The sequence below is a fragment of the Nocardia sp. NPDC127579 genome (assembly GCF_042672005.1).
In the GTDB taxonomy this organism is placed as follows: domain Bacteria; phylum Actinomycetota; class Actinomycetes; order Mycobacteriales; family Mycobacteriaceae; genus Nocardia.
The window spans coordinates 428,616-444,073 of the sequence record NZ_JBHXVZ010000002.1; the positions used below are offsets into that span (position 1 = coordinate 428,616).

5 protein-coding genes are annotated in these 15,458 nt (G+C 70.1%); 1 reads left to right on the forward strand and 4 read right to left on the reverse strand.

The genetic code is table 11. The annotated features are described in order from the left end of the window. The first annotated feature begins 57 nt into the window (after positions 1–57). Positions 58–687, forward strand: a complete 630-nt coding sequence (locus ACFVMC_RS09585; RefSeq protein ID WP_379208560.1) for a TetR/AcrR family transcriptional regulator — start codon at positions 58–60, stop codon at positions 685–687. On the opposite strand, the gene ACFVMC_RS09590 is transcribed toward ACFVMC_RS09585, so the two are convergent. Genes ACFVMC_RS09590 through ACFVMC_RS09605 form a run of 4 tightly spaced genes read right to left on the reverse strand, consistent with a single transcriptional unit; the run spans position 646 to position 15,446 of the window. Then, positions 646–4,998 carry an amino acid adenylation domain-containing protein gene (locus ACFVMC_RS09590; protein WP_379209491.1) on the reverse strand — a complete coding sequence of 1,451 codons (4,353 nt, stop codon included), beginning with the start codon at positions 4,996–4,998 and terminating at the stop codon, positions 646–648. The genes ACFVMC_RS09585 and ACFVMC_RS09590 overlap by 42 nt on opposite strands. Continuing rightward, positions 4,998–10,067 carry an amino acid adenylation domain-containing protein gene (locus tag ACFVMC_RS09595; RefSeq protein ID WP_379208562.1) on the reverse strand — a complete coding sequence of 1,690 codons (5,070 nt, stop codon included), beginning with the start codon at positions 10,065–10,067 and terminating at the stop codon, positions 4,998–5,000. The genes ACFVMC_RS09590 and ACFVMC_RS09595 overlap by 1 nt, the downstream gene beginning before the upstream one ends. After that, positions 10,054–10,908 carry a 3-hydroxyacyl-CoA dehydrogenase family protein gene (locus ACFVMC_RS09600; RefSeq protein WP_379208564.1) on the reverse strand — a complete coding sequence of 285 codons (855 nt, stop codon included), beginning with the start codon at positions 10,906–10,908 and terminating at the stop codon, positions 10,054–10,056. The genes ACFVMC_RS09595 and ACFVMC_RS09600 overlap by 14 nt, the downstream gene beginning before the upstream one ends. Then, a complete protein-coding gene (locus ACFVMC_RS09605; protein WP_379208565.1) occupies positions 10,905–15,446 on the reverse strand; it encodes a condensation domain-containing protein in 4,542 nt (1,513 codons plus the stop codon). The genes ACFVMC_RS09600 and ACFVMC_RS09605 overlap by 4 nt, the downstream gene beginning before the upstream one ends. Positions 15,447–15,458 lie beyond the last annotated feature (12 nt).

Consider the following 15,458-nt stretch of genomic DNA (forward strand, 5'->3'; position numbering starts at 1 on the left):
GGTCTTATTGAGCACGAGTCAACAGGTTACTGACCGGCGTTCAGTAGGGTGGTGGATGTGGCTAAAGCGAACGGGGAGACCAAGCGGATCCGGCTGAGTCCGGACGAGCGCCGGCAGCAGCTGATCACCCTGGGCGTCCGGCTGCTGGGCGAGCGAGCGCTGGAGGAGATCTCGGTCAGCGATATCGCCGAGCAGGCCGGGATCTCGCGCGGCCTGCTGTTCCACTACTTCCCGACCATGCAGGACTTCCAGCTCGCGGTCGTCGCGCACGCGAATGCCCAACTGCTGCACCGGGTCCGGCCCGACGACTCATTGGAACTCTTCGATCAGCTCCGGGACTCGATCGAGCGCTACATCGACTACGTCAGCGAGAACCGCCAGTCCTATCTGGCGCTGCTGCGCGGCCCCGCCAGCGCCAGCCCCGACCTGATGCAGCTGGTGGATCAGACCAGGCTGGCGATCGTGGAGATGATCCTGGCCCAGATGCCGATCCCGGCACAGGACGACGACCGGCCCCGGCTGGTGCTCGCGGTGCGTGGCTGGATCGCCTTCGTCGAGGAGATCACGCTCAGCTGGCTGCGGGCCGAGACGATCACCCGGGAGCAACTGGTCGATCTGCTGGTCGAATCGCTGCTGACGCTGTCGCTAGCGCTGAACCCCGCTCTCGGCGCGGCCCTGCGCGCCTAGGCCCGGGGCGGTGGCCTCCGGGTCCGCGCAGATCGCCGTGAGGGCCGCGTGCAGGTTCGCGGCCAGCTCCGCCATCGTCTCCGGCGTCCAGAGCGTTGCCGCGTAACGGAATTCGACGCGTATGCCCTCGGGCCGTCCGGCCGGGCCGAGACACTCCCGGGCCTGGACCAGCAGCTCGAATTCCGCGCGCTGGGCGGGCAGCTCACGTACCTCGAAGCTCAGGTCACCGGCGCTGCCCGCGGTGCCGATATCGCGGAAGAAGGTGGTGACGATCTGCGGAAGCGCGACCGCGCCGGGCGGGATCAGCTCCTCGTAGGGGTACTCGCGGTGTTCGTAGGCTTCCAGGATTCGATCGCGGATCCCGCGGATCAGATTCCGGTGCGTGGCCGTTCGCGCATCGGTGCGGATCAGGGCGATGTCGACGGCGCAGCCGAGCATGGTGTCGAGTTCGGTGCGGTCGCGCCCGCTCAGGGCGGTGCCGATCACCAGGTCCGGACCGCTCGCGTGCGCGGCGAGCGCGCGGACCAGCGCGGCGTGCAGGACGGCGTAGGTGGTCGCGCCGCAGCGCCGGGCGGTGGCGAGCATGTCGGAGTGGGTCACGGCGTCGATATCGCAGGACAGGATGGCCGCCGGGGCGGGGCCGGTGCGCGGATTGTCCACCGGAAGTGGGGGTTCCAGGGGGAGACCGGCCAGGTTCCGCCGCCAGTACTCGGCCGCCGCGGTGCCGTCGCGGAATCGGAGCGCGTAGTCGGCGTACTGGAAAGCCGCTGTGGCCCAGTCGGGTTCGTGGTGCGCGGCCCGGGCGAGGTAGGCGAACTGGAGTTCGGCCAGCAGGGTACTCAGCGATTCGGCGTCACCGGCGCAGTGGTGCAGGATCACGAGTAGCACGTGGTGCTCCGGCGCGATGCGGAAAAGCCGGACCCGCCAGGGCATCTCGTTCATCAGCCGGAAGCCGCGGGCTGTCTCCGCCGCCAGCATCCGGTCCAGATCGGCTGGGCGCGCCGATATTTCGAGATAGTCGATGTCCTCGGGCCGGAAGTCCTGGATCCGCTGCGCCGGGCCCTGCGGGGTGAACGGCAGGATGGTGCGCAGAATCTCGTGCCTGCGCACGATGTCGGCGACGGCGGTGCGGAGCGCGGCCGGGTCCAGCGGGCCGTGCAGGTCGACGGCCGTCGGCATGAGGTAGTCGGCGCTGCCCTCGCCCAGATAATTGACCGTCCACAGCCGCTGCTGGATCGGGCTGAGCGGGATCGGGCCGTCGCCGCGCGGTGCCGGTGCCGGGGCCGAGCCCGCGGCGCGGTCGGACAGAAGGTGATCGAGCAGGGCGACGGTCGGTGCGTCGAGCAGATCCCGCAGGGTGACCGGGCGGTCGAGCGCGCGGGTAGCGGCCGCCGCCAAACGGATCGCGGCCAGGGAGTTCCCGCCCAATCCGAAGAAGTCGTCGTCCAGGCCGACCCGGGGCGCGCCGACCGCGTCGGCGAACAGCGCCGCCAGCACCTGCTGGCGCGGGGTGCGCGGCGGGCGGACGGCGGCGGCCGCGGGCAGGGTCAGCGCCTTGCGGTCGATCTTGCCGTTGACCGTCAGCGGCAACTCGGGAATCTGGACGATGACGGCGGGCAGCAGGTAGCTGGGCAGCCGGGTGGTCAGTCGCTCACGCAGTGCGGCGGTGTCGATCTCGTGGTCGGCGACGATATGGGCGAGCAGCGTCTTGCCCGCGGCCATCTGGTGCGCGGTGACCACGGCGGCGCTGATGCCGGGCTGGGCGCGCAGCGCGTGCTCGATCTCGCCCGGTTCGACCCGGATTCCGTTCACCTTGACCTGCCGGTCGCCGCGGCCCAGGAATCGGAGCTCACCGTCGGCGCCCCAGCTGCCGTAGTCGCCGGTGCGGTACATCCGCGAGCCCGGCGCACCGAACGGGTCGGCGGTGAACCAGCTCGCGGTGCGACCCGGGAGATCGAGATAGCCCTGCGCCAAACCCGCTCCGGCCAGATGGATTCCGCCGACCATGCCCGGCGGGACGGGCCGCAGCAGCGCGTCCAGCACCAGCACCCGGGTGTGGTCGACGGCGCGCCCGACCGGGAACGCCCCGGCGATCGGGCCCGGCGGAATCCGATAGGAGGTGGCGTAGGCCGTCGCCTCGACCGGACCGTAGATATTGACGACCTCGCAGTCCGGCGCGAGCGCCCGCAGCGCGCGCACGGTATCCGGCGCCAGCACATCGCCCGCGCTGGAAATGGTCTCCAGCGCGGCCAGGCTCTCCGGAATGTCCTCGACCAGCACCTGGAACAGGCCCGCCGGGCACAGCATGGCGGTCACCTCACCCGCCGCCAGCACGTTGCTGAAATCCGCGGCGCTGAGCCGCGGCGGCGCGGCGAGCACCACGGTATGCCCTTGCAACAGCGGCATCCACAATTCCCACACCACCATGTCCCAGGCATACGGTGAGTGCATCAGCATCCGCCGATACTTCGGCCCGGCCGCGATCGTATCGATCGCCCGCGTGATCACGGCCCGATGCGTGACCTGCACGCCCTTCGGCGCCCCGGTCGAGCCCGAGGTGAACATCAGCCACGCCACCGCCTCCGCCGGTACAGCGTCCCGCGGGATCCCGGACCGCCGCTGGCCGGGAGCCACCGACCGAATCGTCTCGATGTCGTCGAGCAGCAGGTCGGTTCCGGTGTGGCGCATCATCCAGTCGACGCGCTCCGGCGGATCCTGCTCGTGCAGTGGCACGCAGATCGCACCCAGTTTCATGAGCGCGAGCAGGGTGATGACCATTTCGGGTGAGCGCGGCAGCCGTACCGCCACCGGGGTGCCGAGCCGCACCGCGTGCCGGTGCGCCAGGTGGTCCGCGAAATCCTCGGCCCGGGTGTCGAGTTCGCGATAGCTGAGGTGCGTGCCCTCGTACCAGAGGGCGTCGCGGTCGGGGCAGGCCCGGACGATCTCGGCGAATGCCTGCGCCACACCGCGATTCGTGCGCTGCTCGGGGTCGTCGTAGGGTGCTCGGCCGGTAACCGCCGGATGCCGGGTCAGCCGAGCGATCGGCGTCGAATCGGTGGCCGCCGACACCTCGCCGGCCGCGGCCAGCAGCCGGGAGTGCAAGCTGGACAGCGCTTCCGGGGTACAGCGATCGGCCGAGGTGTCGAGATCGATCCGGGGCGGGCCGCCGTCGGCGTACACGCCGATCCCGAAGGTTTCGGTGCCGCCGGTCGATACCGGAGTCAGTGTGGCGGGCACGGAGCCGAAGGCGAGCTCCGGCGGAATCGGCAGGATATTGAGCAGCGGGCCGGTGATCCGGTGCTCGCCGCCGGGGGAGGTGCCGTCGGCGAGCAGGTCGAAACGGCGATAGTGCTGGTGCCGCAGCAGCTTCCGGAACTCCGATTGCGCCTGCCGGGCCAGGTCGCCGATCGTGGTGGCGGGATCGACGCTCAAGCGCAAGCCCACCACGTTCGAGGTCATCCCGAGCGCCCGCCAGGACCGTTTGGCGGGCACCGAGACACCGAGTACCACCGTGCGGGCGCCGGAATCGGCGTGCAGTTCGACCGCGATGGTCGCGGCCAGCAAGGCGGGCCAGTCGACATCGAATGCTTGTGCCGTGCGCTCGAATTCACGCCACGCCGCGGCATCCGGGCGCGCACTGTGGCGGACCGCGCCCGCGCCGCCGGGCGGTACCGGCGGATGGGCGAACATCGGCGCGTCCGGCAGACCGGCGAGGCGTTCGGCCCAGAACGCGCGGTCGTCGGCGAAGCGGCGCGAGGCGCGATAGCGCTGGTCGGCCCGGACGAAATCGGCGATCGGATCGGCGATTTCGTCCGGAGCCGCGCCGCCCTCGAGCAGGCCGGTGTAGACCTGCGCGACCTTGCGGATCAGGGCGAGCGAGGTACCGCCGTCGAAGATCAGATGGTGCGCCTTGATACCCCACAGGTATCCGGCCGCGCCGAGATCGAGCAGGTAGTGATCGAACAGGGGTGCGACCGCGAGGTCATAGGGCCGGGCGAATTCCGGTTCCAGGTATGCCAGCGCGGCCGCGTGCGGATCGGGATCACCGCTGAAATCTGCCTGGTGCAAGGGAAAATCACGGCATTCCTCGACCACCTGCCGCGGTTCGGGCCCGGAGTTGTCCAGCCGGACCCGCAGCGTCTCGCTGCTCGCCGTCACACTGCGCAATGCCTGTTCGAACCGCACCCGGTCGATCCGGCCGCGCAGGTGGACATAGCCGCTGATCAGGTAGCGGCGGCCGGTCCCGTGCAGGGTGGTGTAGGCCCAGATCTCCTGTTGGGCGACGGTCAGCGGCCAGCCGGGGTTGTCCATCACAGTCCGTTCCGGTTCGAGAGGGCATCGAGCAGCCCGGTGAGGTGGCCGACCAGGCGCGCCATGCGTTCGTCGTCGATCAGATCCCGGTGCCAGTTCAGTGCGATGCGTAGCTCCGCACGCGGCCACACGGTCGCGGTGAGCGGGAACAGCGTGATCTCCCGCGAGGCCAACTCCGCCAGCGTCAGCTCGCCGAGGGTGAGCGGCAGCATCGTGCCGTGCGCCGGGTAGGACTCGAAAACCAGGAGCGTGTCGAAGAATTCGCGGATCGGGCGCTGGGCGGCCGACTCGATATCGGCGAGACCGAGATGGTGGTGCTCGAGCACCTCCGCCTGTGCCGCCTGCACCGCCCGCAGGCGATCGGCCAGCTCGCCCGGCTGCGGGCGCACCCGCACCGGGACCGTATTGATGAACGATCCGACCATCTCGTCGATCCCGGCCAGTGCCGGGGGACGCCCGGAAACCACGGTGCCGAACAGGATGTCGTCGCGTCCGGTCAGCTCGGCGAGTGTCTGCGCCCACACGTACTGGAAGACGGTATTGAGTGTGACACCGGCCGCGGTGGCCAGCCGTGACAGGCCCCGGGTCTGGGCCGCGCTCAGGGTCACCACCTGTTCGGCGGCCGAGCGCACGGGTTCGGCAGGTGCCGCCCCCGGCGTGGCGACCAGCGTGGGGCCGTCCAGATCGTGCAGGGCGGTATGCCACGCGGCATCCGCGGCGGCCTGATCGCGCGTGGCCCGCCAGCGTAGGAAAGTGCCGAAGCCGTCCTCGATTTCGGTGGCGCCGAGATCGTCGGCCGCATACCCGGCCAGCAGTTCGCGCAGCAGAATCGGGGCGGACCACCCATCCAGCAGCAGTCGATGATTGGTCAGTGCCAGCGTCCACCGGTGATCGGCGGTGCGGATCAGCAGCAGCCGCAATAGTGGCGGCACCGCGAGATCGAACGGTCGGAACTGCTCGGCGGTGAGTAGCTCGCCGGCTCCGTCCGGATTCGAGCGCAGATCGACCTCCCGGACCGAGAGCGGTGCGCTGGCGGTGACGAGCTGTCGCCAGGCGCCGTCGCCGTCGCGGCGGAATGCCGCCCGCAGTGCGGCGTGCCGGTCGACGAGCCGCTGTGCGGCCGACCGCAATCGGACGACATCGGGTGTGCCGGTGCAGGTGAGGATCACCTGGAGGGTGTGCACCTCGGTCCCGCCGGGATCGGACGGCGCGAGCTCGGCGAACTTCGCCTGGATCGGCGTCAGCCCCCAGATGTCCTGCAAGCCGGGGTAGCGCTGCTCCCACGCCTCGATCTCCGGCTGCCGCAGCGGCACAGCGAAATCCGAGGGTGTCCGCCCGCCCGACCCCGGTTCGCCGGCATGCCGCGCGAGGGCGGTCAGCGCGCGCACCCATAGGTCGGCCAGCTCCCGGACCTGCTCGGATCGCAACAGCGTCCGCGGGAAGGTGAAGCCGGCCCGCAGCTGCCCGCCGCTGACCAGCGCGTCGACGGAGATCGCACTACGGGCGGGAAGCCCTGAATTCCGTTGTGCTGCGGCAGATGTCGGCTCGTGGTCGGCAAGTGCCGAATCGGCCGGCGGCTCGGCGGCATCGAATGCAGCGCCTGGAGCCGCCGCTTCGTGCTGTCGGATGGCCTCGGTACCGACCGGTTCGCGCAACGGTCCCGGTGTCGCGAAGTCGGTGGGCAGCCAGGCACCGCCGGTGGCTGTGGTGTCGGAGACGGTGCCCAGGTAGGTGAACGAGAGGTGACCGGTCTCGGCCGGCAGGTGCCGGGCGGTTTCAGGGTTGAGGTAGCGCAGCAGACCGTAGCCGATCCCGGAGCCGGGGACCGAAAGTAGTTGCTCCTTCACAGTTTTCAAGGCCGTCGCCAGAGCCGGGCCGTCGGCGAAAGCATGGTCGATATCGATGTCGGCGAGGTCCAGGCGGGCCGGGAAGGCCGCCGTGAACCAGCCGATGGTGTGCGACAGGTCCGCGCCGGGCGCGAGATCGGGGTCGCGGCCGTGGCTCTCCAACTCGACGGTCGTCGCCGCCTGCGCCACTCCGCGCCGATCGCGCCAGACGGCCACGGCCAACGCGACGGCGGTGAGCAGGACGGTATTGGCATCCGTCCGGTACCGATCGGCCAGCGTGCTCAGAACGGTCGTGGTGGTCGCCGCGTCCAGTTCGACCGCGACGCGCTCGAGCGTGGCGGCGGTATCGATGCGCGGGTCCACGGGGCGGTCCGTCAGCGGCGCTACGTCCGCGCTCAACGCCTGCCAGCGTTCGAGTTCGGCAATGCGGTCGGGCTGCCGTGCGGCCTCGCGCAGGCTGTGTGCCCAGCGGCGCAGGGATGTGCCACCGGCGGGGAGTTCCGGTTGCGCACCGGCGCTGACCCCGGCCCACGCGGTAAGCAGATCCGGAATCAGGATCCGCCAGGACACGCCGTCGATGGCGAGGTGGTGCACCACCACGATCAGCCGGTCGGCCGGACCCGTGCGGCGCACCTGGACGCAGTGCAGCACTCGGCCTGCGGCCGGATCCAGGCGGCTGATCGCGTCCTCGGTCGCCGCCTCGATGGTCGCGGCCGCCTGGGCCGGGGATGCGCCGGGCAGCTGCGCCGCCTGCGTGAGGACGGCATCCAGGTCAGGACCGACCGGATCGGCGAACAGCCGCCACCGGCCGCTGGCGTCGCGATAGAAGCGGGCGCGGAGCATGTCGTGCCGAGCGATGACGGCTCCGAGAACGGTCCGGAGCTGGGCCTCGGTAATGCCGGGTGGCAGGTCGAGCACCAGATGCTGGGCGTAGCGGTCGATCGCGACCGCACCGGCTTCGGCCTGCTCGAGTAGAGCCAGAATCGCTGGGGTGAGCGGTATTTCGCCGACACCGCCGCCTGGCAGCTCGGCGAGCAGATCCGGCGCGACCGGACCGGTGCCGGCGATCGCGGCGAGACCGGCGACGGTGCGCGCCTCGAATACCTGCTGGGCGGTGAAGTGGAGTCCGCGCGCCTTGGCCCGGGACACGAGCAGGATCGACATCACGCTGTCACCGCCGAGGGTGAAGAAGGATTCGTCGACGCCGATCCGGTCCCGGCCCAGGATCTGGGCGAAGACCTCGGCCAATGCCTGCTCGGTGTCGGTCCGCGGCGCGCGGTACGCCGCCGCCTGGAGCGCCGGGGCGGGCAGCGCCGCCCGGTCCAGCTTGCCCGCCGGGTTGCGCGGAAAGCTGTCCAGTACCAGGATCTCGTCGGGGATCATCGCGATCGGCAGGGTCGACGAAAGTTGTTCGAGCAGTAGGTCTTCGGTGCAGACCGCGGCAGCGACCGGAACCACGTAGCCGATCAGCCGCCCGTCGGCGCGCAGGATCGCGGCGGCCTGCACTACCGTCGTGCACGCGGCCAGCGCGGCCTCGATCTCACCGAGTTCGATCCGGACGCCGTGTCGCTTGACCTGGAGATCGGCCCGGCCCTGATAGTCGAGCAGCCCGCTCGCGCCGTTCCAGCGGACGATATCGCCGGTCCGATACAGTCGGCGCCCCGGCTCGAACGGGCTCGCGACGAAGCGGTCGGCGGTGCGCGCCGGATCACCGAAATAGCCGCGCGCCAGCTGGATGCCGGACAGATAGAGCTCGCCGTAGGCGTCGTCCGGTACCGGGCGCAGGCAGGCGTCCAGCACGTACGCGCCGGTGTTCCAGGCGGGCCCGCCGATCGGGATGGCGGCGTCGGCCGTGCTGACCGGGTAGCCGGTGGCCGCACCGGTCGCTTCGGTCGGTCCGTACAGATTGTGCAGTCGAGCCGGGCTCGCCGCCGCGAAGCGCTGTGCGAGGGCGGGGGTGAGCGTTTCACCGATCAGCAGGACCCGGCGCAGGCAGCCGGGAAAGTCGGGTGCGACATTGAGCTGCCCGGTGAGCGTGGACGGCACGAACTGCACCGTGGTGACGGCGTAATCGGCCAGCGCACGGGACAATTCGGCCGGATCGTGCTCCGCGCCCGGCGCGGCGATCGCCAGTCGCGCACCGATATGCAAGGGCCACAGCAGTTCCCAGATCGACACGTCGAAGGTGACCGGCGTCTTCTGCAAGACGGTATCGGTGGCGTCGAGTCCGAGATGGGCGGTCATCCAGAGCAGGTGGTTCACCACGGCCGCGTGCGGCACCGCGACGCCTTTGGGCAGGCCGGTCGAGCCGGAGGTGAACATCAGGTAGGCGAGCTGGTCGCGGCGCACGAGGGGCGGCCGGTACGCCGCGGACGGCGGGTCCATGGGCACGTGCTCGAGGTGCCGAACCAGCTCGTGCTCGAATTCCACAGCGCACGTGGACAGTACGAGCAGCGGTCGTGCGATACGCAGGATGCGTTCGAGCCGTTCGGCGGGATGCGTGGGATCCAGCGGCAGAAACGCGCCACCGGCGCGCAGCACCGCGTACACCGCGACGATCGCCTCGATCGAGCGCGGAATCGCCACACCGACCACCGTGTCCGGGCCGACACCGCGGCCGATCAGCCAGTGGGCCAGCCGATGCACGCGGTCGTCGAGCGCTCCGTAGCTGACGGACTCGGCACCGCAGGTCAGCGCGATCGCCTCGGGCGCGCGCCGCACGGCGGCATCGAAGCCGGTCAGCGTGGTCGCCCCGGGGTCGAGCGCCCGCACGGTCCCGGACCGGTAGATCTGCTTGCTGGCGGCATCGCAGGTCAGATCGAAACGTCCGATCGCACGATCGGGGTTACTCGTCAGCTCGGCGAAAAATCCGGTGAAGACCGATAATTCGGCTTCCGGCAGGCCGACTCGCCAGCCATCCGCACCCTGCGCGGCGGTCGGCGTACCCGCCGGCGGCGTGCCGGGCCGAGCCTGCCGCAGCAGCCCTCCGACCCGCGTGGTGATCGACCGGAAGTCCTGATCCGGGCGCACCTCGAGGTGAATCACCGTGGAAATTCCATCGATTCGCCGCGCCACCGTGACCGCCGCGATCCCGGACCGCCGAGCCGTGTACACCGCCAGCCCCGCCAGCACGACCGCCGCCGCGCCGCCACCACTGCGGCGGGCCAGCCGGCCCAGCCCGGCCGTGTGCTCCAGCCCCGCGCTCGCCTCACGGATACGCATGGAAACCCCTGCCCGTCTTGCGGCCCAGATGACCGGCCGCCACCAGCTCCGCCAACGCCTCCGGCACCCGATAGCGACTGTCGCCGGTCGTCTCGCGCAGCACCACCAGGGTGTCGGCCACGTTGTCCAGGCCGATCAGATCGGCGGTGCGCAGCGGGCCCATCCGGTGGCCGAGGCAGCCCTCGAACAGGTCGTCGATGGTGGCGGCATCGGTACCGTCCGCGGTGATCGCGGCGGCCTCCGCGATGCTCAACATGAGCACCCGATTGATCACGAAGCCGGGACCGTCACCGACCACGATGCCCTTCTTGCCCAGGGCATCGAGCAGCGCCAAGGCCCGATTCAGCGCGGCCGGGGCGGTCTGCGCGGACGTGATCACCTCCACTGTCTCGGTCAGCGGCGCCGGGTTCATGAAATGCAGGCCGAGGACACGGTCCCCACGGCTGGTCCGGGCGGCCAGATCGGCGACCGGAATGGCGGAGGTCCCGGTCGCGAAGACCGCGGCCGGCGCGCACACCCGGTCCAGCTCGGCGAACAGCGCGCGCTTGAGTTCGAGGCGCTCGGTGACCGATTCGATGACGAAGCTGACCGCGCCGAGATCCTCGATCCGGTCCGACCAGTGCACCCGCGCGACGATGTCGGCGACATCGGCCGCTTTCGGGCCACGACCCAGCAGCACACTCAACCGCAACGCCGAGCGCAGGTCGCGCCGGGCGCGCTCGAGCGCGGCCCGGTCGGTGTCCACGATGGTCACCGGGATACCGGCCTGGGCGATGCACTGCGTGATGCCCGTGCCCATCACACCGGCGCCGAGAATGCCGACATGGTGTTCGCCGGTCATGGAAGTACCTCCGGTTCGTGGTCCGCGCTCGCGGTGTCGAACACCGGCTCGTCCGGGGTGACGCGGGCGGCGATCAGCAAGCGGGACAGGTCGGTGAGCAGGTCCGCGGCCGAGGCGCGGTCGAAGAGGTCCGCGGCGTAGGTGAGGTGCAGTTCGGGTGGATCGGCGGTCCAGGCAAGCGCGAGTTCCGTTGTGGGCGGGACGGTCTCGGTCGCCGCGCCGAGGAAATACACAGGAGAGTCCCCGGATTCGGTGACCGTCGGGTCGGGCACGGTGCGCCAGGTGGCGTCGGACGGGAGCGCGAGGGTGCCGTACCGCGGCCGGCCCGCAACGGAATTCGGAAGCCGGATGGTGATGTGCGCTTGGCCGGAATACCAGGACAGTAGGACGGTGTACGCACGCCAGAGGGCGGTGTCGAACGTCGGATCCTCGGCTGGGCTATGGATCTCGGCCGAAAGCGCCTCGGAAGGCCCGGGTTCGGCGGCTGTTCCGATGAGCGGGACCAGCGTCAGGGGTGTGCCGGGGCGGTTCGGTTGGGTGGAACCGGACGGATGACTCGCCGGAGTGGATGTGCCGGGGTGGAGGAGGGCGCCCCGGTGGATCGGGTGGGTGATGTGGGCGTGGTGGTAGAAGGTGTTGTCGGTGCGGGGGTGGTCGGTGGGTATGCGGAACGGGGCGGCGAGGTTTCCCGCGATCAGTGTGTCGAGGGTGGGGGGTGTGGGGGCGGTGAGCGTGGTGAGGATGTCCAGCAGGTCCTCGGTGAGTGCGGCGACGGTGGCCCGGGTGAACAGTTCGGTGCTGAATTCGACGCAGGCGCTGATATCGCGAGCCACCTCGTCGGTGTATTCGAAGGTGACCAGGGTGAGATCGAATTTGGCTGTGCCGGTGGGGAGTCCGCCGAACTCGTTGCCGGCCGAATGGTCCAGGTCGAACAGTTCCGCGCCCGCGCGATCCACGTGTTCGACGCGCGGTGTGATCTGGTGGATGTAGAGCACGTCGAACAGGGGTGTGCGGGACAGGTCGCGCTGATCGACCAGGTCGTGCACCACGCGGTCGAACGGAATCTCCTGATGTTCGAGCGCGCCGAACACCTTGGCGCGCACCCGGGCCAGCAGCTCCGGCAGTGTGCGATCGCCGCCGAAATCGGTGCGCAGAGCGACGGTGCTGTTGAAATAGCCGATCAGGTCCTGGAATTCGCGTCTGCCTCGGCCCGTGGTCGGCGTGCCGACGACGATATCGCGTTGGCCGCTGCGCCGCGCCAGCGTCAGATAGAACGCGCTGAGCAGCACGACGAACAGGGAAACCGATTCGCGGTGTGCCACCGCGCGTAGCTCGGTGATCAGCTCGGCGGGAATGGTGAACGGGTACAGGTCGCCGACATAGGTTTTGCGCGGCGGGCGTGGATAGTCGGTCGGCAGCTCGAGCACGGGCGCGTCCGCCAATTCGGCGCGCCAATAGTCGAGTTCGTGATCGAGCGCCGAACTCTTCAGCAGGGTGCGATGCCAGGCCGCGTAGTCGCGGTAGCGCACCGGCAGCGGCTCCAGCCGGTGCGGGCGGTCCTGCGCGCGGGCCGCGTACAGTTCCGGTAGTTCCCGCGCCAGGATCACCGGCGTCGCGCCGTCGGTCACCGCATGGTGGCAAACCAATTGCAGCACATGGGCTTCGGGCTCCAGCGTCACCACCAGCACGCGCAGCAGCGGGTCCGCGCCGAGATCGAACGGCGTCTGCGCGGCCGCGTGCACCAGCGCTCGCGCGGCGGCGGTGGGGTCGGGTTCGCCCGAGACATCGACCACGCGGAAGTAGCCGTCGAGGCGGTCGCGGATCCGCAGCACCGGCGCACCATCGGCTTCGGCGAGGTTGTAGCGCAGGGTCTCGTGCCGCTGGACCAGGTCGTCGAATGTGCCGTGCAGGGCGTCGAGATCGATCGGGCCGCGCAACAGCTGGACCACCGGGTAGTTGTAGAGGGTGGTGTCCGGGTCGAGCTGATGGTGGAACCACATGCGTTCCTGACCGGCGGACATCACCGGCTCGTCCTGCGACGACAGCACCGGAATAGATGCACGCCGTTCCGATTTCGCCACCGGCACGTCCAGCAGCGCGGCGAAATCCGCGAGTACGGGCCGCTCGTAGATGTCGAGGAGTTTCGGGCGGAACCCGAACGCTTCCTCGACCCGGTCGACCAGCTGCACGGCGATCAGTGAATTGCCGCCGAGCGCGAAGTAGTCGGCGTCCTCATCCAATACGGTGTCCGCGCCGAGCAATTCGGCCAGCGTTTCACGCAGCCACAGGCGCGGATCGGCGATATCGCGAACGGGCTCGGTGCGGCGCAGGGTCGGCGCGTGCTCGACCTTGGGCAGGTCGACCCAGCACCGCTCGTCCTGCATGGGGTGCCCTGGCAGCCGCACTCGCTGTGCGTCACCCGGCACGAGCGCGGCCCAGTTCAGATCGACGCCGTACTCGTAGAGCCGAGCCAGCAGCGCATCGGAATCATCGGTACCGGTGATGATCTCGGCATCGGGCACCGACTCCGCGAGCAACGCCCCGAGCCGCCCGCTCGGGCCGGGCTCGACGAACACCACCGGCCCATCCGCCATCAGCGCCTGCACCGCGGCCACCAGCCGGTCGGCATCGATCGTCGGCGCGGCGTCCGCGATCTCCGACGCGGTGACCTGATCCCGTGAACCGAGCAGATATCGCGCCGCGAACCGCGACGATCCCGCGCTGAGCAGGGCGGCGATCTCGACGCCGCACGCCCGCAGTTTCCCATGCAGCGCGATCTGCGCGCTCAGCACACGCGCGGTTTCACCGGTTGCCGGAAGTTGCTGCGGTAGTGGGTGTTCCGGTGTGGACCCGAGGCCGGGTGCCGGGCGGAGCTGCGCGGGCGGTGTGGAATCCGATGCTGAACTCTGTGCTGTGGAATCGGGGGCCGTCGCTGCGGGAAATCCCCGTGGCGGTGTGGATTCCGGAACAGAGCCGAACGGGAGCGCGTTCGGTGACAGGAGTAGGACGACTCGCGGCTTGGGCGGTTCCTGGCGTATGGCCGCGGCCGACTTCTCCAGGAGGTCGGCGAGTTGTGTGGTGTCCGACGCTGTTACAGCCAAGCGATACTCGTAGTGGGTGCGTCCGAGTGCGAGTGTGGCAGCGACCGCGTCGATCGTCGCCGGGCTGTCGCGCAGGGCGCTTGCAAGGCGTGTGCACAACGCGGTCAGCGCCTGCGGGCTGTGGGCGGAGACGGGAATCAGCAGTGGGCGGGTCGTCGCCGCAGCGGGGGGCATCGGTGCGGGGGAGGCCACCACGCAGTGCGCGATGCTGCCACCGAGACTGAAGGAACTGACGCCGGCGACGCGTACCGGGTCGGTCCACGGCCGGGCGGCGTCCAGAATCTCGAGGCCGGTGGCCGCGAGATCGAATCCGCCGGTGGCCCTGGTGAAGTGCAGCGATGGGTACAGCTCGCCGGTCGACACGCTCAGCACGGCTTTGACCAGTCCGGCGATGGCCGAGGCGTGATCGAGATGGCCGATATTGGATTTCACCGAGCCGATCGGCAGCGGCTGCCCGCCCCGGGCGAAGACCGCGCCGATTCCCTCCAGCTCTACCGCGTCACCCAGCCGGGTGCCGGAGCCGTGTGTCTCCAGATATCCCGCGACCGTCGGATCGAGTCCCGCTTTGGCCCAGGCATTTTCGATCACGGCCGCCTGCCCGGCGGCGCTCGGCGTGCTGATCGTGGCGGCGGCGGCCCCATTGTGCCGGGTCGCGCTGCCCCGGATCACCGCGTAGATCGGCGCGCGGTCGGCCTGCGCCCGCGCGACGGTCGTCAGCAGCAGCACCGCGCCGCCCTCACCATTGACGGTGCCGTCCGCGTCGGCGTCGAACGGGCGGCAGATCCCGGAGGGCGACATGATCTCGGTGAATCCGCCGCCACCCCACGAGGGTGTGCCGTGCACGCGCACCGCGACGCCGCCCGCCAGCGCGTAATCCGCGTCCCCGGAGGCCAATTCACGGCATGCCTGATGCACGGCGACCAGCGCGCTGTTGCAGCCGCTGTCCACACCGAAGCACGCGCCGGTGAACCCGAATCGGTGCGCGACCCGGGCGGGCCCGGCGAACGCGGCATTGCCGAGCAGGCTCAGCGGGCCGGGATCCACCGCCACCGAGTGATAGCTGGATTGTGCCGCGCTCAGCGCCACCGCCGTAACCGCCTGCGCCAAACCGGCTTTGGTGTATCCGCCGTCCTCGATCGCCCGCTGCGCCAGCAGCAGTGCGAGCCGCTGCTGCGGATCCATCACCGAAGCCTCCCGGCGCGACAGTCCGAAGAACCGATAGTCGAACTGTTCGATATCGCTGAGATGCCCCATCGGCAAGTAGGTGACCGCCGGATCCAGTCCGGTGGCCGCGATCCGCCCGGGCGGCATCGGACCCACCGAATTCCGCCCCTCCGCCAGATTCCGCCGGAACTCCGCGAGGTCGGCGGCGTGCGGAAAGCGCGCTCCGATACCGACGATCGCGATATCGGCCGGCCGAGTGTCCAGCTCTGGCAAGATCTGCTCCTG